Origin of the sequence: Paraburkholderia sp. A1RI-2L (genome assembly GCF_048957375.1) — a bacterium.
Taxonomy (GTDB): Bacteria; Pseudomonadota; Gammaproteobacteria; order Burkholderiales; family Burkholderiaceae; genus Paraburkholderia.
In genome coordinates this window covers 1,086,275-1,110,179 of the sequence record NZ_JARBTA010000001.1, presented here as the reverse complement: position 1 = coordinate 1,110,179, position 23,905 = coordinate 1,086,275, and the positions used below count along the sequence as shown (strand labels likewise).

The following is a 23,905-nucleotide window of genomic DNA, read 5'->3' as shown; positions in this document are numbered from 1 at the left end:
ATTCAAGGCGTGAGCCAGATGAGCGCCGCCATGCGTCCCGTCATGCGTTCGCGGCGATAGGAGTAGAACCATTCACGATCGGTAAAAGTGCATAGCCCCCCGCCGCTGATATGCGTCACGCCGATTTCAGCAAGCCGCAGGCGCGCGAGGCAGCCCAGATCAGCGAGATACTTGCCGGGCGCCTCTGGGCGCGGCACGAATGCCGATGCTGTGCCGACGCGCACGGCATCGCGCCGCGCACCATCGATGGCCTCGACGTGGTCCATGAACGCGGCGCGCACGTCCTCCCCCACTTCGAACGCCTTCGGGCCGATTGCCGGCCCAAGGTACGCGTGCAGTTCGCTCGCGGCACAGCCCGCGAGCGCGGCCACGCGTTGCGCGGTTTTCTCGATGACGCCTGCAGCGAGCCCACGCCACCCCGCATGCGCCGCGCCGACGGCCCGCCCCGCGCCATCGCAAATCAGCACGGGCATGCAGTCGGCGACCATCACCGCGCAGGCGATGCCCGGCTGGTCGGTCACGCTCGCATCGGCTTCGAGCAGGGCACCCGCGCGAGCGGACTCGAGCGCGGCGGCCGCGTCTACCACCACCGGTCCGTGAACCTGCTTCAGCCACGCGGCCGGCACGCCAGCATAGGCGAGCAAGCGCGAGCGGTTGGCCTCGACGTGCTCGAGATCGTCGCCGGACGAACGGCCCAGGTTCAGGCCGCACGGCAGTTCCACGCCGCCTTCGTGCGCCGCATCCGCCAGGGACGCCGCACCTGCCCGCCAACGGCCGAACGGCGGCAAGCTCACGCCGCCGTTACGCGTGGTCACGATCGCGCGCACGCGCGGCGCCACATGCCAATCCGGTTGCAGCAAATCGGCGGAAGTCAGTTCGTGGCAGGTCGTAGTCATACCGGCTTGTTCTCCTCGTCCTCTTCGCCTTCGTCGTCTTCCTCGTCGTAGTCGTAATCGTCCTCGTCGCTGCCGATGACGTAGCCCTCGTCGGTGTACGCGCTATCGAACATCTCTTCGTCGAAGCCGTGCTCGTCCTCGCCGTCTTCGCGGCCGAAGCCGAGCGCTTCGATCAGCGCGTCCATGTCGTCGGGCACCTCGGCGCGCCATTGCATCGCGCGGCCCGTGACCGGATGGATCAGGCCGAGACGCCACGCGTGCAGCGCCTGGCGCGCGAAGCCGCCAGGCAGCGCGGCGACCGAGCGCTTGCCGCGCGCGTGCCCATAGACCGGGTCGCCGAGCAGCGGATGGCCGATGGCCGCGCAGTGCACACGGATCTGGTGCGTGCGGCCCGTCTCCAGGTCGCAATGGATCGCGCTCACCGGCTGGTTGTGCCAGAGGGTCTTGTCGATGCGCCGGAAGTGCGTGCGCGCGGGCTTGCCCGAGGCACCCGACACGACCGCCATGCGCGTGCGCTCGCGCGGGTCGCGGCCGATGGGCGCGTCGATCGTGCCCTCATCGCGAATATTGCCCCACACGAGCGCGAGATAGCGGCGCTTGACCGTGCGCGCCTGCAACTGGCGCACGAGATCGGTCTGCGCTTCGAGCGTGCGCGCAACCACCATCAGCCCCGAAGTTTCCTTGTCGAGCCGGTGCACGATGCCCGCGCGCGGCAGGCCCGCCGCCGCCTCGCCGTAGCGGTGCAGCAGGCCGTTGAGAATCGTGCCGCTCCAGTTGCCGGCTGCCGGATGCACCACGAGCCCCGCAGGCTTGTTGATCACGACGATGGCGTCGTCCTCGTAGACGACATCGAGCGGTAGCGGCTCGGGGGTGAACGCGAGCTGCTCTGGCAGCAGATCGGGAACGAGTTCGATGACGGCGCCCAGCGGCACCGGCTGGCGCACCTTGGCCGGCTTGCCGTCGACGCGCACGCGCTGCTCCTCGATCCAGCCTTGCAGACGGCTGCGCGAAAACTCGGGAAACACTTTGGCGAGCACCTTGTCGAGCCGCTCGCCGGCAAGCTCGTCGGGCACCTCGACGCGGCGGGCTTCCTGCTCCTGCTGGGCGCGACGCGTGCGCGGCGCGGCGGCGCACGCGTTGCCAATGGGGGCGTCATCGCGCGCCTCGCCGGCTGCTGCGTCATTGGGCTCATCGCCCAGGCTATAATCGCTGATGCTGTTTTGGGCGCCGGGAGCGCCGGCCCCCCGAATAACTGAACGGGTCATTGAGTCTGGGTCACCTGTGGACCTGTAGCTGGACTGGATAAATGCGAGCCTTGAACACGATTACGAAACTGGCCCAAGAAACAATGGCCCGAAACGCTACGCGCACGGCGCGAGCACGAACGCTCGGCAAGATTGGCAACGTTGTTCGCATTGCCGCCTGCGGTGCCGCGCTCGCCGTGGTCGCGGCCTGCCACGGCCTGCCGCAAAAAACCGACGAAACGGCAACGTGGAATAACAACAAATTATATACGGAGGCCCAGGACGCGCTCTCCAGCGGCGACTGGGGCAAATGCGCGAAATACTTCGAACAGCTCGAAGGTCGCGACCCGTTCGGCCACTTCGCCCAGCAGGCGCAGATCAACGTCGCCTACTGCAGCTGGAAGGATAACGAGAACGATGCCGCCGACCAGGCCATCAACCGTTTCATCCAGTTGCACCCCGATCATCCGGATATCGCCTACGCGTACTATCTGAAGGGCATGATCCACTTCAACGACGATCTCGGTCTGTTCGGCCGCTTCTCCGGTCAGGACATGAGCGAGCGCGATCCGAAGTCGCTGCGCGAGTCGTATGACGCGTTCAAGGTCGTCGTCGACAGGTTCCCGAAGAGCAAGTACGCGCCGGACGCGGCGCAGCGCATGCGCTACATCGTGAACGCACTCGCCTCGCACGAAGTGCACGCGGCCGACTACTACTACCGTCGCGGCGCCTACGTGGCGGCGATCAATCGCGCGCAGCTCGCGATCCAGGACTACAAGAGCGCGCCGGCAATCGAGGACGCCTTGCACATCATGATCCTCTCGTATCAGAAGCTGAATCAGCCGCAGATGGCCGAGGACACCCGCCGCGTGCTCGCAGCCACGTTCCCGGACAGCCCGTATATCACGGGCCATGCGCGTGCTGGCAAGGAGAGCAAGCCGTGGTACCAGATCTGGTAATCACCGCTTCGGCCCAATCGGTCCAATAAAAAATCGCCACGGAAATCCGTGGCGATTTTTTTGCCGCCATCGATTCCCGAGCGGCCAGGAAAGGCACCGGAGGCGCCGTCCTCGTTCAGTCGCGTTCGAACAGCGCGATCGACTCGACGTGCGACGTGTGCGGAAACATGTTGACCACCCCCGCGCCCTTGAGCCGGTAACCCGCTTCGTTCACCAGCACGCCCGCGTCGCGCGCGAGCGTCGCCGGGCTGCACGACACGTAGACGATACGCGTGGGCAGCGGCCCGTCGCCGCTCTTCGCGATCTCGGCCAGCGCCAGCGACACCGCGAGTGCACCTTCGCGCGGCGGATCGATCAGGAATTTGTCGAAAGCGCCGAGCGCGCGAAGGTCGTCGGCGATGACTTCGAACAGATTGCGGCACGCAAACGACGTATGGCCGTCCACGCCGTTGGCACGCGCATTTTCGAGTGCACGCGCCGTCAGCGTATCGCTGCCCTCGATGCCCACCACTTCGCGGGCGAGACGCGCGAGCGGCAGCGTGAAGTTGCCGATGCCGCAAAACAGGTCGAGCACGCGATCGCCCGCCTCGGGCGCGAGCAGGCGCAGCGCGCGGCCCACGAGCACGCGGTTGATCTGATGATTGACCTGCGTGAAATCCGTGGGCTTGAAGGGCATGCGGATATCGAACTCGGGCAGCGTGTAGTCGAGCGCCTTGTCGAGCGGATAGAACGGGAACACCGTGTCCGGCCCCTTGGGCTGCAGCCAGAACTGCACGTTGTGCTGATCGGCAAAGGCGCGCAGCAGGTCTTCGTCGGCGGCGGTGAGCGGCTCGAGGATGCGCAGCACCAGCGCCGTCACGCTCGATCCAACGGCCAACTCGATCTGCGGCATGCGATCGCGAATCGACAGCGCCTCGACCAGCCGGCGCAGCGGCACGAGCATGGCCGAGACGTGCGGCGGCAATACTTCGCAGCTCGTCATGTCCGCGACATAGCTGCTCTTGCGTTCGTGGAACCCCACCAGCACGCCGCCCTTCTTCGGCACATTGCGCACGGTCAGGCGCGCACGGTAGCGATAGCCCCACGACGGCCCATGGATTGGCCGGAACATCGTTTCGGCACGTACCTTCGAGAGATGCATGAGATTGTCTTCGAGCACGCGCTGCTTGACGGCGATCTGGGCGCGCACGTCCAGATGCTGCATCGAGCAGCCGCCACACGTGCCGAAGAACTGGCACTGCGGCCTCGTGCGGATCGCGCTCTCACGCAGCACGTTCACGACCTGGGCCTGCTCGAAGCTCGGCTTCTTGCGGTAGCTCAAGTATGTGACCTGCTCGCCCGGCAAAGCGCCCTCGACGAAGATCACCTTGCCGGGTTCGCCCGTTTCGGTGACGGTGCGGCCCACGCCACGCGCCTCCATGTCGAGGGACTCGATTTCCAGAATCGGGGCATGAGCAACCGACGCTTCGATGGATGCGCGTTTCTCGGCACGGCGCTCGCGCTTGCTGCGCTTCTTCGCGGGCACGGGCACGGAAGCAGCGGCAGTGGATTCGGTGCGGCCGGCTTCGGCTTGATGGTCGGGGGCAGCTTGAGACACCAGCGGGTTCCTGACAGACAGTGAGGGGAATTTTTCAGGCGAAGGCGAGATTGTAGTCGATTCGGCGTCGCCTCCCCTACCCGCGCTGCGACACGCATCCGCTCACGCCGGTATGCGCACTCGCGCGCTTTCAAATTAATCCGATATCCGGCGCCGGCACCGGTCAGTACGATGTTTCTCGCGATGTGCCATATGAGGCCAGCGCCCGAGACCCGACATCATGGACATACTCCTCTCCGATCATGGCTTTGCGATCCCGCTGGTCATGCTTTGCACTGCGGTTGTATTACTCGCTCCTTTTCTGGAAGTGCCGCCTCGTCGTGCCATCGCACGGCGCCGCTCGTATGCGGTCGCCGCAATCATGTCAGGCAGCCCGCTCCTGATGATCGGCCTCATTTATCTCGTCGTCCGCTTCGTATTCGATTGAGTGGCCGAGTAAACGGCCCCGCACGTGCACGCGATGCTTTGGATTCCTTGGCACGTTGAATTGAGACGAATCCGATAGGAAATTTCTCACCGGGAGCGTACAGATAGCGCACCCATCATGATCTTCTGGTTTGAAATGAACAAACTGCTTTATGCGATGCTCGTCACAACTGTCCTCGGCGCGAGCGCCTGCACCTCGCCGACGCCCGCACCTGACGTAACGATTTCCTCCGTCACGCGTGGCATGACGCAAACCGAGGTCACCAAGCGCATCGGGCCACCCGATCGCGTATTTGGCGAAAATGGCAACGAGTGCTATCAGTACGCGCTCGGCGACTACGGGAACGTGCCCTTTGCCGTGTACTTCAAGCAGCGCGTCATATCGGCTACCGCGCGCGGGAAATGCGACCTGGCCCTGGTACGCGCGGCAGCCGGGCCCGCCGTGGCCTATCATTCATCCGATTACGCGGTCATGCGCCGATAACCCGCTCGCGGCCACTCCCCGGAGTCTGGCGACTCGGCCATTCAATGATGCGCGAACCGGAGCCGGTCATGAAACTCGTTAGCTGGAACGTGCAGTGGGGGCGCGACGCATCAGGCGTCGTGGATCTCGCGCGCACGGTGCGCGAAGCCCGCCGCCTCGCCGACTTCGACATCCTGTGTCTGCAGGAAATCACGCGAGGCTTTCACGCGCTGCCCGGCGGTCCTGGCAACGATCAATTCGCCGAACTGGCAACGCTTCTACCCGGCTTCACAGTAATCGAGGCAATCGGTGCCGATCTGAGTGCCGATTCGAGCGTCATTCGGGCCACTGCGCCAGGCACGGGGCCCGCACCGCGCCGGCAGTTCGGCAATGCGATCGCCACACGCCTGCCCGTCGCCCAGGTGTTCCGCCATCTGCTGCCCTGGCCCGCCGATCCTGCCGCGCCGTCGATGCAGCGCGTCGCGCTCGAAGCGGTGCTCGATGTGTCCGGCGCTACGTCGTCAGGCGGCGCATTGCGCGTGCTCGTGACACATCTGGAGTTCTATTCCACGCGCCAGCGGCTTGCACAGGTCGATGCGCTTCGGCAACTGCAGCAGGAAGCCGCCGCCCACGCGGCACACCCCGCCCCCGCCGAAAACGCCGCAGGACCGTTCGCTCGTACCGCGCGACCAGTGAGTGCAATTGTCTGTGGAGATTTCAACAGCGCTTTCGGCAGCGCCGCTTACACACGCATGCTCGAGCCGCTTGCCGGCAGTCCGGCATTCGTCGATGCCTGGATGTCGCTGCATCCCGGCGCGACGCCACCGCCCACAGCGGGCGTCTTCGACACCGTGCAATGGTCCGACGGACCGCTCGCCTGCGACTTCGTGTTCGTCACCGAGGATTTGCGCGGGCGCCTAAAGCACTGTGAGATCGACGGCGCCATCGAAGCATCCGATCATCAGCCCATCGTGCTCGAGCTGGACTGACCCAGTGGGCTGACCAGGTAGACCCACCAGGCCCCCCGGCGCTCACTGGCCGAACGCTTCCAGATATTCCTTCCAGTGCGCCGCGGGCTCGGCCGCGAGCGATTGCTTCACGAACTGGATTTCGTCGTCGTATTCGCGCTCGGTGAAGCCGCCGCGCATCATCTGGAAGCGGCAATAGAGCAAATACGTGTTGACCACGTCGGTCTCGCAGTAGTTGCGGATTTCTTCGATGCGCCCCTGCTGAAACGACGTCCACACCTGACCGCCGTCCATCCCGAGCTTGCCCGGAAAGCCGCACAGTTTCGCAAGCGCATCGAGCGGCGCGTTGGCGCGCGGCTGATACAGAGCGAGCAGGTCCATCAGGTCGGTGTGACGCGAGTGGTAGCGGCTGATGTAGTTGTTCCACTTGAAGTCGCGGTCTTCTTCGCCCATTTCCCAGTAGCGCACCGCGCGAATGCCGTGCACCAGTGCCCGATAGTGCAGCACCGGCAGGTCGAAGCCGCCGCCGTTCCACGACACGAGTTGCGGCGTGTACTTTTCGATGGTGCGATAGAACGAATCGATCAGCTTTGCTTCGCCGTCTTCGGGCGTACCGAGCGAGCGCACGCGAAAGCCCTGGCCGTCGCGGAACACGCACGAAATCGCGGCCACGCGCTGCAGATGATGCGGGAGGAAATCGCTGCCGGTTTTCTCGCGGCGCGCGGCGAACGCGTGCTCGGCCACTTCGGCGTCGGTGAGCGAAGCGGGCAGATCTTCGAGGCGGCGAATGCCGTCGACATCGGGAATCGTCTCGATGTCGAATACAAGTACAGGAACTGTCATTCGGGTCAACTGCGAGGTGGACTGCGAGACTTTATAGAACAGCGTCCTTGCGCACGCCGTTCGAAGCGAAAAAGCGCTTGAGGCGCACCAGCGCTTCTTGCTGGATTTGCCGCACCCGCTCGCGGGTGAGGCCCATTTCGTCGGCCAGCTCTTCGAGCGTGGCGGGCTCGATATGGTTCAGTCCAAAGCGCCGCTCGATGACATGGCGATGCTTGTCCGAGAGCCGGCCGAGCCAGGCGCGCGTGAGCGTCTCGAGCTCGCGATGCTGCACCTCGGCGTCGGGCGACTGGCTCTGGTCGTCCGAGAGCAGATCGAGCAGGCTGCTTGCCGGATCCAGGTCGAGCGGCGCATCGAGCGAAGCGGTGTGTTCGTTGAGCGCGAGGATGTCGGTGACTTCCTCGGTGGTCTTGCCCGTGAGATAGGCGATGTCGTCGATGCTCGCGTCGCGCCGGTCGGACGCCGAATCGGCGTTCAGCGAATTCTTCTCCAGATGGCGCTTCGCGCGTAACACCTGATTGAGCTCGCGAATCACATGCACCGGCAGGCGCACCGTTCGCGCCTGGTTCATGATCGCGCGCTCGATGCTCTGGCGGATCCACCAGGTGGCGTAAGTCGAAAAGCGGAAGCCGCGCGTCGGATCGAACTTCTCGATCGCGTGCATCAGGCCGAGGTTGCCCTCTTCGATCAAGTCGAGCAGCGGCACGCCACGGTTCAGATAGCCCTTCGCAATGCTGACGACGAGACGCAGATTGCGCTCGATCATGACCTGTCGAGCCTCGAATTCGCCGGCCTTGGCAAGACGCGAGTAGCGCTGCTCTTCCTCGACGGTGAGCAGCGGCTTCACACTGATCCGGTTCAGATAATGCTGGATGGTGTCGGCCGTGAGTTCGGCCTGCAGCATTGCGCGAAAGTCGTCCGCATCGGGCGGCGCTTCCGCTACTTCTTCACTCTCGCGGCCGCCCTCTTCAGAGCCGGACTCGCGCTCGTCGAGCTCGCGTGTGTTCTCGAGTTCTTCGTCGTCGCCCTGCCGAGCGCCGTCCTCCACCGAAACCTGGGCGGCTTGACTGTCAGACTCGGACTGCTGCAGACGGCGCTTCGATTTCGGCATAGTCGGCTCGCTTTATTGCGGCGGCAAGTACTTCATAGGGTCGACGGGCTTGCCCTGACGGCGTACTTCGAAATGCAGCATCACGCGGTCCGAATCGGTATTACCCATCTCGGCAATTTTCTGACCCTTCGTGACCGCATCTCCTTCTTTTACCATCAAAGCCCGGTTGTGTGCGTACGCTGTCAAAAACGTCGCGTCATGTTTGATGATAATGAGATTGCCGTAACCGCGCAGCCCATTTCCGGCATAAACCACTCGACCGTCCCCGGCAGCCTTGATCGACTCTCCAGCCGAACCGCCGATATTGATGCCCTTGTTCTTCGCATCGTCGAAGCTGTTGAGCACCGGGCCACGCACCGGCCACGCAAGCGACACGCTGCCGGGCGCCGCGGCCATGTCGCCGCCGCTTGCCTGCGGGGGCACAGCAGCAACCGGCGGCGGCGCGCCCACGCCCGAACCGTACATCGGCGGCATCGCAGACGAGCCCGGCTGTGCGCCCGGCGCCGGCGCAGCGACGGCACCCGGCGCGCTGCTCGCACCATTCGGTGGCGCGACGCGCAGCAATTGATCCACCTCGATCTGATTCGGGTTGGTGAGATTGTTCCACGTAGCAACGTCGCGGTAGTTCTGACCGTTTTCGAGCGCAATCCTATAGAGAGTGTCGCCCGGCTTCACCCGGTAGTATCCCGGAGGAGGCGGCCCGAGCGGCACCGCCGGCTGTGCGCCCGCGGTCCCGAGCGGCGCGGTGCGGTCAACGACAGGTGCGTTGTCGAGGCGCGTCGCGCAAGCCGTCAGCAGGCAGAGCGCGATGACCGAAGCACCGTTACGGGCCGCGGTCAGGTCGATATTCAAGCGTTTTCTTTGCATCGCGCGCAACATACTCATCGGTTTCAAATCACTCCGGATTTTAAAGGGACAAAGAAAACGCGATCAAGCCGCGACTCCCGCCACTGCGCAGGCCCCGTACGCTCGACGAGCGTGAGCACCTGGGTCGTCTCGCCCTGCTCGGCGACAGGCGCGACGAGCCGTCCGCCAATGGCGAGTTGTTCGAGCAGCGCCTGCGGCACCTCGAAGCCGGCGGCGGCGATCACGATCGCGTCGAACGGCCCCGCCGACGGCAAACCGAGCCTTCCGTCGCCGTAGTGCAAGCGGATGTTCGGGATGCGCAACGGGCGCAGGTTCGTTTTTGCGCGTTCGTATAACGGCTTGATGCGTTCAATCGAATACACATCGCTTGCAATCCGGCTCAGCACCGCGGCCTGATAGCCGCAGCCGGTGCCGATTTCGAGCACGCGCTCGAGGTTGCGGCCCGCGCCCGCGAGTTCGAGCATGCGGGCGACTACCGAGGGCTTCGAAATGGTCTGGTGATGGCCAATCGGCAATGCCGCATCTTCGTAGGCCTGGGTCGCGAGGCCTGGGTCGACGAACATGTGGCGCGGCACACCCGCAATTGCCTGGAGCACACGCGGGTCGGCAATGCCATTCGCACGCAGGCGTTCGACCATGCGTTCGCGAACCCGTTCCGAAGTCAGCGCGTGTGCGCCATTGAGCGCGACACCTGGCGCCCCCGCGCTGGGCGCCGCACCCGGGCGCGCGTTGGCTGCCGGCCGTGCCTGTGCGCTCCTGGCCGCGGATGTAGTCGCAGAAAAGAACGCCGCGGGGCGCTGCGCCTGCTCGCTGCGGCGCACCTCGGACTTGCGCGCAGGCGACGCTGCCGCATGCAATGCTCCGGGCGCTTTTGCGGGTTGAATGCCGTGCGCGGTGGACGACGAACCAGGCGCGCTCTTCACGCCTGCCAAGCCCTTGACGCCGGCACTTTTCGCAGGCGCGGCTTTGGCCACCGGATTGACTGCCTGCTTCGATGCGCCGCCTGGCTGGCTCGTTCGCCCGAGCGGCGCACGCGCCTCGCCCGGCCGCCCATCGTGACGATCCTGGCCGTCATGACGCCGCGGCTCGCGCACGAGATCCGCGAGACCGAGCGGGAAACGCTTCGTGCGCTCGCCCGTCATGAAGCGCTGCCGCCCTGACGCACCCAATCGTGCGTCGCCGGCAACATCTTCGTGTGTGTAAGGTCGAGTTGCAGCGGCGTAATCGACACGTGACCGTGCGACACCGCATGAAAGTCCGTTCCCTCGCTCGCGTCGCGCGCGCTGCCCGAGGGGCCGATCCAGTAGATCGGCTCGCCGCGCGGATTGGTCTGGCGGATCACAGGCTGCGATGGATGGCGTTTGCCCAGACGCGTGACACGCCATTCGCCGAGTTCGTCGTATGGCAGATTGGGGATGTTGACGTTGAGCAGCGGACTGCCCGGCAGCGGATTCGCCAGATAATGCTCGACGATTTCGGCCGCCACGCGCGCGGCGGAGTCGAGGTGCGCCCAATCTTTGTCGACGAGCGAGAACGCAATGGCCGGCATGCCGAACATGATGCCTTCGGTGGCGGCCGCGACCGTGCCCGAATACAGCGTGTCCTCGCCCATGTTCTGGCCGTTGTTGATACCGGACACCACCAAGTCGGGCTTGTGATCGAGCATGCCCGTGAGCGCGATATGCACGGAGTCGGTGGGCGTGCCGTTCACGTAATAGAAGCCCGTAGTCGCGGAGCGCAGCACCGAAAGCGGGCGCCACAGCGTGAGCGAGTTGGAAGCGGCGCTGCAGTTCTGCTCGGGCGCCATTACCGTGACCTCGCCGAGCGGCTTGAGCGCTTCGTAGAGCGCGGCAAGGCCGGGGGCGAGATAACCGTCGTCGTTGCTGATCAGGATTCGCATCCGCCGATTGTAACCGAGGAAAGAAGGCAGGCGAACGACAGGCCGGTGTGCGCCACGTCGTTGCGCAGGGGCTAATTCGTGGCGCATTCCAACGCGTGCAGGGAATCCTGCGCGCTTCGCTTTTCTCCCGCTTCTCGCGCCCGTTGCGCGGTCTTTTCTATCCGCGCACGGACCGGATCGATCACCCGATCCAAGAAATAAATGCACGGTCGTTCGCATTCACCAGGATTACCGTACACTGTGGCGCTGAGCCTTATCCATGACAGCCCCGCCAGAACGGCATAAGACAGGAGTTACGATGCGCGCAATCCGCTGCAACCAGTACGGCCCGCCCGAAACACTCACCCTCGAAGACCTGCCTGAACTCGTGCCAGGCGCGGGCCAGGTCGTGATCGACGTGAAGGCGGCCGCCGTCAATTTCCCGGACGTCCTGATCATCGAGAACAAATATCAGGTCAAGCCCCCACTGCCCTTCACGCCCGGCGCCGAAGTCGCCGGCATCGTGCGCGCCGTCGGCGAGGGCGTGACGCTCGCACCCGGCATGCGGGTGGTCGCCTATGTCGGCAACGGCGGGTTCGCGGAGCAGGTGCTTGCCGATGCCGCCGCCTGCGTGCCACTGCCTGAAGGCGCCGATTTCGCCACTGCAGCTGCCTTCACGCTCGCCTACGGCACTTCGCATCACGCTGTGGTCGACCGCGCCGCGCTGCGCGCCGACGAAACGATGCTCGTGCTCGGCGCGGCCGGCGGCGTAGGCCTGGCTGCGGTGGAGATCGGCAAGGCGCTGGGGGCGCGCGTGATCGCCGCCGCATCGAGCGACGAAAAGCTCGAGGTCTGCCGCCGCTTCGGCGCCGACGCCACCATCAACTACAGCACCGAGGACCTGCGCGAGCGCATCAAGGCGCTCACCGACGGCAAGGGCCCTGACGTGATCTACGACCCGGTCGGCGGCGTCTATGCCGAACCGGCATTTCGCAGCATCGGCTGGCGCGGGCGCTATCTCGTGGTCGGCTTCGCCAACGGCGAAATTCCGAAGCTGCCGCTGAACCTCACGCTGCTTAAGGGTGCGAGCATCGTCGGCGTGTTCTGGGGCGATTTTGCGCGCCGCGAGCCGCAGCGCAATGCAGCGGCCTTCGCGCAGATGGTGGGCTGGATCGGCGAAGGCAAGCTCAAGCCCTATGTCTCGAAGCGTTATGGGCTCGCCGACACCGCGCAGGCACTCAAGGACATGGCCTCGCGCAAGGTGACAGGCAAGATCGTGATCGAGCCCTGAGCGGCACGCGGCGCGTTACCCCGGCGGGAATAAAAAAGGCTCGCAGCGCGCAAGCCTTTTCGGGTTTCCGGCGCGGTCACCGCGCTGCTAGACGATTTGTTGCGCGTGCAACTGTGCGATGCGCTCCGCGTCATAACCGAGCGAGCGCAAAACTTCGTCGGTGTGCTCACCCAGTTCGGGGCCGAGCCAGCGCGTGTCGCCCGGTGTCGCCGAGAGCTTGGGCGTGACCGCCGGCAGCGCGATATCGACGCCCTCGCCCCCCTGCGCGTCCTTCTTCTGCCAGCGGAACTGCTGGATCATCTGGCGCGCGGCGAACTGCGGATCGGCGAACATGTCAGCCACCGTGTAGATGCGGCCCACAGGCACGTCAGCAGCGTTGAGCACGTCGAGCGCTTCGTCGATGGTGCGCGCCGCGAGCCACTCTGCGATCGCGCCGTCGATCTCCGTAGTGCGCGGCACACGGCCGTCGTTGTGCGCGAGGCCGGGATCGTTGGCGAGGTCGTCGCGATCGATCGCCGTCATGAGACGCTTGAAGATCGGATCGCTGTTGCCGCCAATCACGACGCTGCCATCACGGCACGGATAGGTGTTCGACGGCACGATGCCCGGCAGCGAGGCGCCAGTGCGCTCGCGCACCATGCCGTACACGCCGTACTCGGGCACCACGCTCTCCATCATGTTGAATACGGCCTCGTAGAGCGCGACGTCCACGATCTGGCCGCTGCCGCCGTTCACGTTGCGATGATGAAGCGCCATCATTGCGCCGATCACGCCGTGCAGCGCCGCGATCGAGTCGCCGATCGAAATGCCGATGCGCGGCGGCGGCAGCTCGGGATAGCCGGTGATGTGGCGCAGCCCGCCCATCGACTCGGCAATCGCGCCGAAGCCAGGACGATCCCGATACGGGCCGGTCTGGCCATAACCCGAGAGCCGCACCATCACGAGACCGGAGTTCTCCTTCGAGAGCACGTCGTAGCCGAGACCGAGCTTTTCGAGCAGGCCAGGCCGGAAGTTCTCGACGACGATATCGGCTTCTTTTGCGAGCCGGCGCACGATCTCCTTGCCTTCCTCGGCCTTGAGATTGATCGTCACCGACTTCTTGTTGCGTGCCTGCACCGCCCACCAGAGCGAGGTGCCGCCCACTTCGGGATAGAGCTTGCGCCACTTGCGCAGCGGGTCGCCGCCCTTCGGGTCCTCGATCTTGATGACCTCGGCGCCGAATTCGCCAAGAAAGCGCGCTGCAAACGGGCCTGCGATCAACGTGCCGAGCTCCAGCACTTTCACGCCTGCGAGCGGGCCGGCTGGTTTCGCTGCGGATTCAGGGGAAGAGGCTGCCCTCATGAGACTCCTTGTGTTCTGCAACCGGCGCGTCGCTATATCGAGCGCCGGTCGAGCATTGCGCGGGCAATGGTGCCCGCATCGACGTATTCCAGTTCGCCGCCCACCGGCACGCCACGCGCGAGGCGCGTGACGGCGAGGCCTCGCGCCTTGAGCGTCTGGCCGAGGTAATGCGCGGTTGCCTCGCCTTCGTTGGTGAAATTTGTTGCGAGCACAACTTCCTTGACGATGCCGTCCGAGGCGCGCTTCACGAGGCGGTCGAAATGAATTTCCTTGGGACCGATACCGTCCAGCGGACTCAGATGGCCCATCAGCACAAAATACAGCCCGCGATAAGTCATGGTCTGCTCGAGCATGATCTGGTCGGCGGGCGTCTCCACGACGCACAGGAGCGTGGGGTCGCGCTCATCGTCGAGACACGTTTCGCATATCTGAGCTTCGGTGAAGGTATTGCACTTCTCGCAATGCTTCAGATGGTCGGTCGCGAACAGCAGCGCGCGGCCGAGCTTTTCAGCGCCGTCCCGGTCGTGCTGCATCAGGTGATAAGCCATGCGCTGCGCCGACTTCGGCCCGACACCGGGCAATACGCGCAGCGCCTCGACGAGCGCCGCCAGGGCGGAAGGTTGTTTCATGCGGATTCAGCGTGGCAATGCATGAGCGTGCGCGGCGGCCAGGAAAACCACCGCGCACAAGGCTGCGCGCAGCCGCCGGGCCGCGCGGCGCGCCTGGGGTTAGAACGGCATCTTGAAGCCCGGCGGCAGCGGCAGACCCGCGGTCATGCCGCCCATCTTTTCCTGCGACGTGGCTTCGGCCTTGCGCACGGCGTCGTTGAACGCGGCGGCGACGAGGTCTTCGAGCATGTCCTTGTCGTCGGCGAGCAGGCTCGGATCGATCGACACACGGCGCACGTCGTTACGGCACGTCATCGTGACCTTGACCAGGCCGGCGCCTGCCTGACCCTCGACTTCGATCTGGGCAAGCTGCTCCTGCATCTTCTTCATGTTTTCCTGCATCTGCTGCGCTTGCTTCATGAGCCCGGCGAGTTGACCTTTCAACATTTCACTGCTCCTTCTGGATCATGTGTGATTCGTAAAAAATGATGTGTTCGCACGCGCAATTCAATGGGCGGCCTGGTTGCCGCCCGTCGCGGCCTCCGGAGCGATCGGCCGGATCGAACCCGGCACGATGCTCGCGCCGAAGTCGCGAATCAATTGCTGCACGAAAGGATCGGCGCCGATCTCGCGCTCGGCGTCGCGCTGGCGCTCGGCGCGCGCAGCGGCATCCAGCGCAGCCGCCGTGCGGCGCGCGGGGCCGACCGTGACGTCGACTTCCACTGACTTGCCGAGGGTTTCGGCCAGCGCCGTCTTGAGCTTGGCGACCTGCGAGGTGTCGGCGTACTGCGGCACCGGCACGCTGAGCTTGAGCACGCCGCCCTCGAGCGCGGTGAGTTCGCTGTGGAACGCAAGCTGATACGCGATGCCCGTGAGCGGCAGCGTGGCGGCAAGCCCCGGCCAGTCGCCCGCGAAACCGATGGCGTCGAGCGGAATGCCCGCAGGCAGCTTGCTGACATCGACCACTGCGGCCGCAGTCGCAGCAGGCCCGGCCGCTCGCGGCGCGGCGGACTCGCTGTCGTACGCAGGCGCGAAGTTATCGTCAGGTGCCGAGAAATAAGCATCGTCGGCGCTGAGCGGCACGTAATCGTCGGGCGGGATGTCGTCCCAGGGCGGCGCGCCCGATGCGTCCTGACGCGGGCTCGATTCCCGCGCGGGCCGACGCGCCTGCGCTTCCTGCGCGGCCGCAGCGCGACGCGCGGGGTCGGGTGTTGGCACCTTCACCTCCGCGCGCGGCGCGGCGCTCTTCGGAGGCGCCGCGGGCGTTGCAGCCTGGGCCGCGGGCCGGGAGCCGCGCTCGGTGGACACGCGCATGCCCTTGCTGCGCAGCACGTCTAGTGCAGCGCTCGCGCCGCTACGCGACGATGCGGCTACGGCCAGCGCCTCATGCGTGCCAGGCTGTGACTCGGGCGCGGCCGGCTCTGCGGCGACAGGCGCAACAGCAGACGCCGGCGCGTTTTGCACGCCGGCTTGCGCTTCGGGCTTTGCATCGTCGCCCGACGCGGCTGTGGCCTCGTCTTCCCAAGGCGGCACGACGCGCTCTTGTGCAACGGGCGCGGGCTCCACGACATTCGCTGCAGCCGTGTCTGCGATCGGTTCCACGTCTGCTGGCGCTGCATGTCCGTCGTCGACAACCGGCGATGGTGCGCCCTGCTTCGCGTCTTCCGTCAAAGCGGCACGAAGCGGCGTACTCGCGCCTTCAGCTTGTTCCTGTTCGGCACGCGGTGCGACCGGCTTGGCCGGCGCGGCAACCTTCGGCTGAGCAACAGCGCGCTCGGCGGACGCAACGCCCGCAGCCGAGGTTGCAGTCTGTGCTGCCGTCTGCGCAGCCGCGCGCACACCTGCGCCTGCCGCGGCCGGCCTCGAAACCGGCGCGCCGCCCGCCCTGCCCGCTCCCACCGAGGGCTCGAACGCAAGCATGCGCAGCAGCGTCATGGTGAAGCCCGCGTACTCGTCTGGCGCAAGACCGAGCTCGCTGCGCCCGAGCGTCGCGATCTGATAGAAAAGCTGCACCTGCTCCGCGCTCAGCACGTCGGCGAAGCGGCGCAGATCGTCGGCCTCGGGCCATTCGTCGAGCACCGACGCCGGCGCGAATTGCGCCCACGCCACACGGTGGAACAAGCTCGCGAGATCTTGCAGCGCGGTGGAAAACGACAGGCTGCGCAGCGACATTTCGTCGGCGATCGCGAGTACCTGTGCACCGTCGCCAGCGACCAGGGCGTCGATCAGGCGAATCAGGTAGCTCTGGTCAAGCGCGCCGAGCATGCCGCGCACGGCTTCTTCCGTGACCTGATTGGCCGAATAGGCAATAGCCTGGTCAGTGAGCGAGAGGGCGTCGCGCATCGAGCCGTCCGCAGCGCGCGCGAGCAGGCGCAGCGCTTGCGGTTCGAACTCGACCCTCTCTTCGCCAAGAATATGCGTGAGATGCTCGACGATATTGGCGGCCGGCATCTGCTTCAAGTTGAACTGCAGACAGCGCGAAAGCACCGTGACCGGAATCTTCTGCGGGTCGGTGGTCGCGAGGATGAACTTGACGTGCGGCGGCGGCTCCTCCAGCGTCTTGAGCATCGCGTTGAAGGCGTGGTTCGTGAGCATGTGCACTTCGTCGATCATATAGACCTTGAAGCGCGCATCCACTGGCGCATAGACCGCGCGCTCGAGCAGCGCCGCCATTTCGTCGACGCCGCGATTGCTCGCCGCGTCCATCTCGACATAATCGACGAAGCGGCCCTCGTCGATTTCCCGGCACGCACGACACACGCCGCAGGGCTTCGACGTCACGCCGGTCTCGCAATTGAGCGCCTTGGCGAAGATGCGCGAGAGCGTCGTCTTGCCCACGCCGCGCGTGCCCGTGAAGAGGTACGCGTGATGCAGACGCCCGCCGTCGAGCGCATGCGTGAGCGCGCGCACCACGTGCTCCTGTCCGACGAGCGAAGCGAAATCCTTCGGTCGCCACTTGCGTGCGAGAACTTGATAGGTCATCCGGAAATTGTATCAGCAACGCCCGTGCGTCCAGATGGATTCGAAGCGCGTCTCGCGTCCTCCGGACGGGCACGCCGAACCCCAGCCACAGCATCGCCGTGAGGCCGCCCGGACGAGCGCTTGCGCGTACTGCGCCCCACGTCCCCGCAGGCGATCCGCGTGCGAACGACGCGCTAAAAGCGGCGCACTCAGCCAAATCCGGCAAAGGCCATGCACTTGGGGAGAAACGATGAGGGAGAGAAGAAACGACGCGGAAGAAAAAGGAAGGTGACGAGCCCGACCCTCGGCACTGGCGGAAAACGGCTGTGGCTGCTTCGTTCCCGACCTGACCAGGTTGACCGCCCCTCCATGCGAGGAGGCCCGTCACGGCGCATTCTAACATCGGTTGTGCGGCATTGCGAATGCCGCATCGCAAAAAGTCTTCAAACGGCCCTCGTCCACCACGATGAATGGGCCGGGGTGAGCACGCGTAAAACATGAAGACAGACACATCGTGTGCGCCTCTTGCAAATGCGTCCCCGCATCGCCATATCGGCATCGTGAAGTTTGGGGAACGCCTTGAAATACCGGGAAACCCTGCTGCCGATATGCGTACTATCACCGTCGGCAACGCATAGGGATTTAGGCTACACTGGCGTCGACTGTTGCCTGGGCAGGCCCGGCGACCGCATTCCGGCGACCGCATCCGGTCCCGCCTGGCGAGGCCCTGGCCCCCGGATATATTTTGAGTTTTGGTGTATCGTGGCGAGCAATTCAATCAGCCTCGATCGTGAAGAGGTATTCATACAATGAGCGAACAAATCAAGCACATCAGCGACGCATCGTTCGAACAGGACGTCGTGAAATCCGACAAGCCCGTGCTGCTGGACTTCTGGGCCGAATGGTGCGGCCCCTGCAAGATGATCGCGCCAATTCTCGACGAGGTCGCGAAGGACTACGGCGATCGCCTCCAGATCGCGAAGATCAACGTTGACGAGCATCAATCGACGCCGGTGAAGTTCGGCGTGCGTGGCATCCCGACGCTGATCCTCTTCAAGAATGGCGCCGTTGCGGCGCAGAAGGTCGGCGCGCTCTCGAAGTCGCAGCTCACCGCGTTCCTGGATAGCCACCTGTAACCAGGCGTTCCTCCTCCCCGCCGCGCGAAAGGGCGAACGGGCGGGCGAATCAAAGGTGCGTGTTGTCCACCGACAACACGCACCATAAAAACATGCCAAAACTTGCCACCGGGCTCCACTGGCGGCTTCTGGCGTGTGCTATGCTAGAATTTATAAAGCGTCTACCCGGCGCCCTTATATAAGTTTCAAGCAAGTTTCAAGCAAAAGTCCTTGAGCGGTTCCGCTCGCTTCTTTTCCCCCAGACTTCTTTTCGTCGCATCCTCCCCGACGGGTTCTCCGTATGCATCTTTCCGAGCTCAAGTCTCTGCACGTGTCCGAATTGATCGAGATGGCCAATGGCCTCGAGATCGAAAGTGCGAACCGCCTGCGCAAGCAGGAACTGATGTTCGCGATTCTCAAAAAGCGCGCCAAGACGGGCGAAACGATCTTCGGCGACGGCACGCTTGAAGTGCTGCCGGACGGCTTCGGTTTCCTGCGCTCGCCGGAAACCTCGTATCTCGCGAGCACGGACGATATCTATATCAGCCCGTCGCAGATCCGCCGCTTCAATCTGCACACCGGCGACACGATCGAAGGCGAAGTGCGCACGCCGAAGGATGGCGAGCGCTACTTTGCGCTCGTGAAGGTGGACAAGGTCAATGGCCAGCCGCCGGAGGCCTCGAAGCACAAGATCATGTTCGAGAACCTCACGCCGCTGCACCCGAACAAGGTGCTGCTGCTCGAGCGCGAAATGCGCGGCGAGGAGAACGTGACGGGCCGCATCATCGACATGATCGCGCCCATCGGCAAGGGTCAGCGCGGCCTGCTGGTCGCTTCGCCCAAGTCGGGCAAGACCGTGATGCTTCAGCACATCGCGCACGCCATCAAGCAGAATCACCCCGACGTGATCCTGTTCGTGCTGCTGATCGACGAGCGTCCGGAAGAAGTGACCGAAATGCAGCGCTCGGTGGCAGGCGAAGTGATCGCCTCGACCTTCGACGAACCGGCCGCGCGTCATGTGCAAGTGGCCGAAATGGTGATCGAGAAGGCCAAGCGCCTTGTCGAAATGAAGCACGACGTCGTGATTCTGCTCGACTCCATCACGCGTCTCGCCCGTGCGTACAACACGGTTGTGCCCGCATCCGGCAAGGTGCTCACCGGCGGTGTGGACGCCAACGCGCTGCAACGCCCGAAGCGCTTCTTCGGCGCCGCGCGCAATATCGAGGAAGGCGGCTCGCTCACCATCATCGGCACCGCGCTGATCGAAACCGGCAGCCGCATGGACGACGTGATCTATGAAGAGTTCAAGGGCACCGGCAACATGGAAGTGCACCTCGAGCGCCGTCTCGCGGAAAAGCGCGTCTATCCGTCGATCAACCTGAACAAGTCGGGCACGCGCCGCGAAGAGCTGCTGATCAAGCCGGACATCCTCCAGAAGATCTGGGTGCTGCGCAAGTTCATCCACGACATGGACGAAGTCGAGGCCATGGAATTCCTGCTCGACAAGATTCGCCAGACGAAGAACAACTCCGAGTTCTTCGACATGATGCGTCGCGGCGGCTAAGGCCTCGCCCATCCTGTACCCTTGATGTACTGCAAACGCCCGCATCCGCGGGCGTTTGTCATTTCTGATCCGGCTGCTCCAGCGCCGCAACCTGTACGTGAACGTTCACGTTTGACTATAATCCGGCCATCACTCCACCGCCGCCATGCGGCCGCCCGCCGATGTCCAGGGATTCCAGCGCACTGCTGACGGTGCGCGACGCCGCCCAGCGGCTCAACGTCACGCCGCGCACGCTCAAGTATTACGAGGAACGCGGCCTCGTCAGGCCCACGCGCAGCGAAGGCCGCTACCGCCTCTACGACGAACACGACCTCGAGCAATTCGCCCGCATCCTGCGGCTGCGTGCGCTCGGCTTCTCGCTGCACGGCATTACCGAGATGCTCAAGCGCCCGCTTGAATCGCTCGACGATGGCCGCCGGCGCTATTCACAGGAATCGTTGCAGCAGATTGCCGATGCACTCGCGCAACAGATCGACACGCTCGACGCAAGAATCGCCGCCGTGCGCCGCGAATTGAGGGAAGCGCAGACAGTGCGCACCGAACTGGCCGGCGATCTCGACTATCTGCGGCGGCGCCTTGCTGGCGTGCCATCGGAGACCTTGATCGACGAGCGGCTTGCCGCCACGCGCCGGCGCAAGGAGGCGGCCAAAGCCGCGGAGCCGTCGGCCTCTCTCCCGAGCACGAGAGGCGGCAAACGCTACGGCAATACAGGCGGCACCTCGCCCGCTGCCGGGCCCGTCGAGACCGGCGACGAAGGCGAAAGCGCGAGCGGGCGCAAACATGGGAGCGCTCGCGAATGAGCAGCACCCCGACGCGCGCACCGGTCTTTGACGCTGCGCGCCTGCGAGGCGACTTCTTTCCCTGGGTGCTCGCGCTCGCGACCGGCCTCGACTACTACGACAACGCCATCTTTTCATTCTTCACGAGCTATATCGCCGGCGGCATCAACGCTTCTCCCGACGAGCTCGTCTGGGCGTCCAGCGCTTACGCAGTGTGTGCCGTGCTCGGCATCCTGCAGCAGCAGTGGTGGGTCGAGCGCATCGGCTACCGCCGTTATGTTGGGGGCTGCCTGCTGCTTTACTCGGCGGGCGCGGTGGCGGCAGCGCTTTGCGAATCGTCGATCGAACTCGCCTTCGCGCGCGGTTTCCAGGGCTATTTCATTGGCCCGATGATGGGCACCTGCCGCATCCTCATCCAGATTTCCTTCACGCCGCAGCAGCGTCCCGTGGCGACGCGCGCATTCCTGATCCTGATCGTGCTGTCCAGCGCCCTCGCGCCGCTCGCAGGCGGTGTTCTCGTTTCGCATTTCGACTGGCGCGCCCTCTTCGCGTTTTCCGCGCCCGCCGGCGTGCTCTATGCCGTGCTCGCCCTGCTCGCACTGCCCGACGCCGGCCACGTGCTGCCCGAAGCGCGCGGCGATACGCATTTCTGGCCCTACATCACCTTTGCGCTTGCCCAAGGCGCGCTTCAGATCGCCATGCAGCAGGTGCGCTTTACGCTCTTCAGCACCTCGCCCGGCACCATCTTGCTGAGCGTGGCCGGCATAGCGGCGCTCGCGTGGTTCGCCTGGCATCAGTGGCATCATCCGAAGCCGCTCATGCGACTGCACGCACTGCGCGAAAAGCCGTTTCGCGTAGGGCTGCTGCTCTACATGGTCTATTACTACCAGAGCACGGCGCTCAGCTATCTGGTCTCGCGCTTTCTCGAGGGCGGGCTGAATTATCCGGTGGAAAATGCGGGGCGCCTTACCGGCATCACGTCGCTGATTTCAGCTTCGACGCTGTTCTTCTATTTCCGCTACGCGAAGTTCGTCACGCACAAAAAGTGGATCATCGTGCCGGGCTTCGTGCTGGCGGCGTTCATCTCGTTCTGGATGACACGCCTCACGCCCGACACCAGCGAAAGCTGGCTCGTTTTCCCGCTGCTGCTGCGCGGCCTCCTGCTGCTCTTCATCGTGCTGCCGGTCGCGAACCTGACGTTCCGCATCTTCGACAACGAAGAGTTCACGCACGGATACCGCTTGAAAAACGTCGTCCGTCAGTTGACCATATCGTTCGCGACCGCAACGATTATCATCGTCGAGCAGCACAGGCTGGCGCTGCACCAGGCGCGGCTCGTGGAGTTCGTGAACCCGCTCAACCCGATCTTCCAGAGCACTTACGCCACGCTCTCGCACGCCTTTGAAGCGCTCGGCCGCTCGCCAGTCGAGGCCCATGGGCTCGCGCTCGCGCAGATGAGTCGTCTGGTCGCGCAGCAGGCGAGCTTTCTGAGCTCGCTAGACGGGTTCTATTTCCTGATCGGCGTGGCCGTGTGCGGCGGGATCTTCGCGGCGTGGCAAAAGCAGATCGACTGAACTGAACGACACGTGAGCGCACCCCGCATACACCACTGAGCGCACCGAGCGATGCTTTCGAAACTGACCCACTGGTTCGGCGCGCGCCGCCGCGAAAAGGCGCTGCGCACCTACGCGATCGACGACGCGCTCTGGCAGACCACGCTCGCCGGGCTGCCCTTCCTCTCGCACCTCGAAGCCGCCGATCTCGCGCGCCTGCGCGAACTCACGAGCCTCTTTCTCGCGCAAAAGGAATTTTCCACGGCGCACGACCTCGAGCTCACCGACCAGATCGCGGTGGCGATCGCGGCGCAGGCGTCGCTGCCGGTGCTCAATCTTTCCCTCGATCTCTACAAGGGCTGGGTCGGCGTCACCGTCTACCCCGGCGAATTCGTGATCCGCAAGACCGTCGAGGACGAGGACGGCGTGGTGCACGAAGTCGAGCACGACGCGAGCGGCGAGGCCTGGGAAGGCGGACCGGTGATCCTCTCATGGGAAGACGCGCAGATGACCGATGGCAGCGATGCCTACAATGTCGTGATCCACGAATTCGCGCACAAGATCGATATGCTCACCGGCGAAGCCGACGGTCATCCGCCCCTTTTTCGCCGCTGGCATGCGCCGCTCAACGGGCAGGCCTGGGCCGATGTGTTCGACAACGCCTACGACCAGTTCTGCGACAAGGTGGATGCCGTGCCCGAGCGCCGCTGGTCGCGCTTCGAGCGCGACTCGCTGATCGATCCCTATGCCTCGGACCATCCGTCGGAGTTCTTCGCCGTGTGCAGCGAGGCGCTGTTCGTCAAGCCCAAGGCATTCGAGGCTGAATATCCCGAGCTTTACCGGCTGCTCGCGTGCTATTACCGGCAGGATCCGGCCAAAGTGGGAGCGCTGGCCGCGCTCGCCGCTCCGCCTGCGTGAATCCCGCCTCGCGAGCCAGCAAAAATTCGCCAACCGGCTGATTTTCTGGCATAATCGCCGTTTTTCGACCTTGGGCAAGTGGCTCGCGCCTGATTTCAGGCAAAAGCGCCGGTCCTGCATTGGGCAGCCGGGCTCGCGGGTTGGCTACCGCCAGATTTAAGGAAAAACCATGAAAGAAGGCATTCACCCGGATTACCGCGAAGTCCTGTTCATCGATGTTTCGAACGACTTCAAGTTCGTGACCCGCTCGACCATCCAGACGCGCGAAACCGCCGAGTTCAACGGCAAGACCTACCCCCTCGCGAAGATCGAAGTGTCGTCGGAATCGCATCCGTTCTACACGGGCACGCAAAAGATCATGGACACGGCCGGCCGTGTCGAGAAGTTCAACAAGAAGTTCGGCGCGCGCGCCTCGGGCAAGGCTGCAAAGTAAGCTTTCGAAGCGAACTTCGCGCACCGGCTCCAAGCCGGTCCCGCACAAAAGAAGGGCAGCCTGCGCTGCCCTTTTTTATTGCCCGCACGGTG

At 64.6% G+C, this 23,905-nt stretch carries 22 protein-coding genes, 1 other RNA gene and 1 pseudogene; 11 read left to right on the top strand and 13 right to left on the bottom strand.

Annotated elements, in window-relative coordinates:
- Positions 1 to 2: 2 nt before the first annotated feature.
- On the bottom strand, positions 3 to 896 hold the full coding sequence (pgeF, locus tag PWP93_RS05290) for a peptidoglycan editing factor PgeF (RefSeq protein WP_421043723.1): 894 nt from the start codon (positions 894 to 896) through the stop codon (positions 3 to 5).
- Entirely contained in the window at positions 893 to 2,161 is a 1,269-nt protein-coding gene (locus PWP93_RS05285; RefSeq protein ID WP_421024053.1) for an RluA family pseudouridine synthase, read from the bottom strand. Before PWP93_RS05285 ends, pgeF begins: the two co-directional genes overlap by 4 nt.
- Positions 2,162 to 2,202: 41 nt before the next feature.
- On the opposite strand from PWP93_RS05285, the gene PWP93_RS05280 reads away from it, so the two are divergent.
- On the top strand, positions 2,203 to 3,099 hold the full coding sequence (locus PWP93_RS05280) for an outer membrane protein assembly factor BamD (protein ID WP_421024054.1): 897 nt from the start codon (positions 2,203 to 2,205) through the stop codon (positions 3,097 to 3,099).
- A gap of 115 nt (positions 3,100 to 3,214) precedes the next feature.
- On the opposite strand, the gene rlmD is transcribed toward PWP93_RS05280, so the two are convergent.
- Entirely contained in the window at positions 3,215 to 4,570 is a 1,356-nt protein-coding gene (gene rlmD / locus PWP93_RS05275) for a 23S rRNA (uracil(1939)-C(5))-methyltransferase RlmD (RefSeq protein WP_421045013.1), read from the bottom strand.
- A gap of 346 nt (positions 4,571 to 4,916) precedes the next feature.
- Here rlmD and PWP93_RS05270 point away from each other — a divergent pair, with 346 nt between their 5' ends.
- The 3 genes from PWP93_RS05270 to PWP93_RS05260 all read left to right on the top strand — a co-directional run bounded on the left by PWP93_RS05270 (position 4,917) and on the right by PWP93_RS05260 (position 6,574).
- Positions 4,917 to 5,123 (top strand): hypothetical protein, encoded by a 207-nt coding sequence (locus tag PWP93_RS05270; RefSeq protein WP_421043722.1) that lies wholly within the window; start codon positions 4,917 to 4,919, stop codon positions 5,121 to 5,123.
- Positions 5,124 to 5,258: 135 nt separating this feature from the next.
- On the top strand, positions 5,259 to 5,606 hold the full coding sequence (locus PWP93_RS05265) for a hypothetical protein (RefSeq protein WP_421043721.1): 348 nt from the start codon (positions 5,259 to 5,261) through the stop codon (positions 5,604 to 5,606).
- A 68-nt stretch (positions 5,607 to 5,674) separates the two neighbouring features.
- On the top strand, positions 5,675 to 6,574 hold the full coding sequence (locus PWP93_RS05260) for an endonuclease/exonuclease/phosphatase family protein (RefSeq protein WP_421043720.1): 900 nt from the start codon (positions 5,675 to 5,677) through the stop codon (positions 6,572 to 6,574).
- Positions 6,575 to 6,616: 42 nt separating this feature from the next.
- Here PWP93_RS05260 and PWP93_RS05255 read toward each other — a convergent pair whose 3' ends face one another.
- The 5 genes from PWP93_RS05255 to surE are packed head-to-tail and all read right to left on the bottom strand — an operon-like array spanning position 6,617 to position 11,271.
- On the bottom strand, positions 6,617 to 7,396 hold the full coding sequence (locus PWP93_RS05255; RefSeq protein WP_421043719.1) for a 3'-5' exonuclease: 780 nt from the start codon (positions 7,394 to 7,396) through the stop codon (positions 6,617 to 6,619).
- Positions 7,397 to 7,427: 31 nt separating this feature from the next.
- A complete protein-coding gene (gene rpoS, locus PWP93_RS05250; protein WP_421024059.1) occupies positions 7,428 to 8,504 on the bottom strand; it encodes an RNA polymerase sigma factor RpoS in 1,077 nt (358 codons plus the stop codon).
- A 12-nt stretch (positions 8,505 to 8,516) separates the two neighbouring features.
- Positions 8,517 to 9,389, bottom strand: a complete 873-nt coding sequence (locus PWP93_RS05245) for a peptidoglycan DD-metalloendopeptidase family protein (RefSeq protein ID WP_421024060.1) — start codon at positions 9,387 to 9,389, stop codon at positions 8,517 to 8,519.
- 5 nt (positions 9,390 to 9,394) lie between these two features.
- A complete protein-coding gene (locus tag PWP93_RS05240) occupies positions 9,395 to 10,513 on the bottom strand; it encodes a protein-L-isoaspartate(D-aspartate) O-methyltransferase (protein WP_421043718.1) in 1,119 nt (372 codons plus the stop codon).
- Positions 10,510 to 11,271 (bottom strand): 5'/3'-nucleotidase SurE, encoded by a 762-nt coding sequence (gene surE / locus PWP93_RS05235; RefSeq protein WP_421043717.1) that lies wholly within the window; start codon positions 11,269 to 11,271, stop codon positions 10,510 to 10,512. The genes PWP93_RS05240 and surE overlap by 4 nt, the downstream gene beginning before the upstream one ends.
- A gap of 298 nt (positions 11,272 to 11,569) precedes the next feature.
- On the opposite strand from surE, the gene PWP93_RS05230 reads away from it, so the two are divergent.
- Positions 11,570 to 12,541, top strand: a complete 972-nt coding sequence (locus PWP93_RS05230; protein WP_421043716.1) for an NADPH:quinone oxidoreductase family protein — start codon at positions 11,570 to 11,572, stop codon at positions 12,539 to 12,541.
- 87 nt (positions 12,542 to 12,628) lie between these two features.
- Here PWP93_RS05230 and PWP93_RS05225 read toward each other — a convergent pair whose 3' ends face one another.
- The 5 genes from PWP93_RS05225 to ffs all read right to left on the bottom strand — a co-directional run bounded on the left by PWP93_RS05225 (position 12,629) and on the right by ffs (position 17,837).
- Positions 12,629 to 13,882: a CaiB/BaiF CoA transferase family protein gene (locus PWP93_RS05225; protein WP_421043715.1), complete on the bottom strand. Its 1,254-nt coding sequence runs from the start codon at positions 13,880 to 13,882 to the stop codon at positions 12,629 to 12,631.
- A gap of 32 nt (positions 13,883 to 13,914) precedes the next feature.
- Positions 13,915 to 14,511, bottom strand: a complete 597-nt coding sequence (gene recR / locus PWP93_RS05220) for a recombination mediator RecR (protein ID WP_421043714.1) — start codon at positions 14,509 to 14,511, stop codon at positions 13,915 to 13,917.
- 99 nt (positions 14,512 to 14,610) lie between these two features.
- Positions 14,611 to 14,937: a YbaB/EbfC family nucleoid-associated protein gene (locus PWP93_RS05215; RefSeq protein WP_028204938.1), complete on the bottom strand. Its 327-nt coding sequence runs from the start codon at positions 14,935 to 14,937 to the stop codon at positions 14,611 to 14,613.
- A 60-nt stretch (positions 14,938 to 14,997) separates the two neighbouring features.
- A complete protein-coding gene (locus PWP93_RS05210) occupies positions 14,998 to 17,472 on the bottom strand; it encodes a DNA polymerase III subunit gamma/tau (RefSeq protein ID WP_421043713.1) in 2,475 nt (824 codons plus the stop codon).
- 266 nt (positions 17,473 to 17,738) lie between these two features.
- Positions 17,739 to 17,837, bottom strand: an RNA gene (ffs, locus tag PWP93_RS05205) — signal recognition particle sRNA small type.
- Positions 17,838 to 18,260: 423 nt separating this feature from the next.
- Here ffs and trxA point away from each other — a divergent pair.
- The 6 genes and pseudogenes from trxA to PWP93_RS05175 all read left to right on the top strand — a co-directional run bounded on the left by trxA (position 18,261) and on the right by PWP93_RS05175 (position 23,813).
- Positions 18,261 to 18,587, top strand: a complete 327-nt coding sequence (gene trxA / locus PWP93_RS05200) for a thioredoxin TrxA (protein ID WP_027797264.1) — start codon at positions 18,261 to 18,263, stop codon at positions 18,585 to 18,587.
- Between the two features lie 280 nt (positions 18,588 to 18,867).
- Complete coding sequence (rho, locus tag PWP93_RS05195; RefSeq protein WP_027797263.1) at positions 18,868 to 20,130, top strand: transcription termination factor Rho; 1,263 nt, start codon at positions 18,868 to 18,870, stop codon at positions 20,128 to 20,130.
- Positions 20,131 to 20,291: 161 nt separating this feature from the next.
- A pseudogene (locus PWP93_RS05190) lies at positions 20,292 to 20,783 on the top strand (MerR family transcriptional regulator); the annotation flags it as partial.
- A 143-nt stretch (positions 20,784 to 20,926) separates the two neighbouring features.
- On the top strand, positions 20,927 to 22,483 hold the full coding sequence (locus PWP93_RS05185) for an MFS transporter (RefSeq protein ID WP_421043712.1): 1,557 nt from the start codon (positions 20,927 to 20,929) through the stop codon (positions 22,481 to 22,483).
- A gap of 51 nt (positions 22,484 to 22,534) precedes the next feature.
- Positions 22,535 to 23,380: a M90 family metallopeptidase gene (locus tag PWP93_RS05180; protein ID WP_421043711.1), complete on the top strand. Its 846-nt coding sequence runs from the start codon at positions 22,535 to 22,537 to the stop codon at positions 23,378 to 23,380.
- 169 nt (positions 23,381 to 23,549) lie between these two features.
- Complete coding sequence (locus PWP93_RS05175; RefSeq protein WP_035526223.1) at positions 23,550 to 23,813, top strand: type B 50S ribosomal protein L31; 264 nt, start codon at positions 23,550 to 23,552, stop codon at positions 23,811 to 23,813.
- Positions 23,814 to 23,905 lie beyond the last annotated feature (92 nt).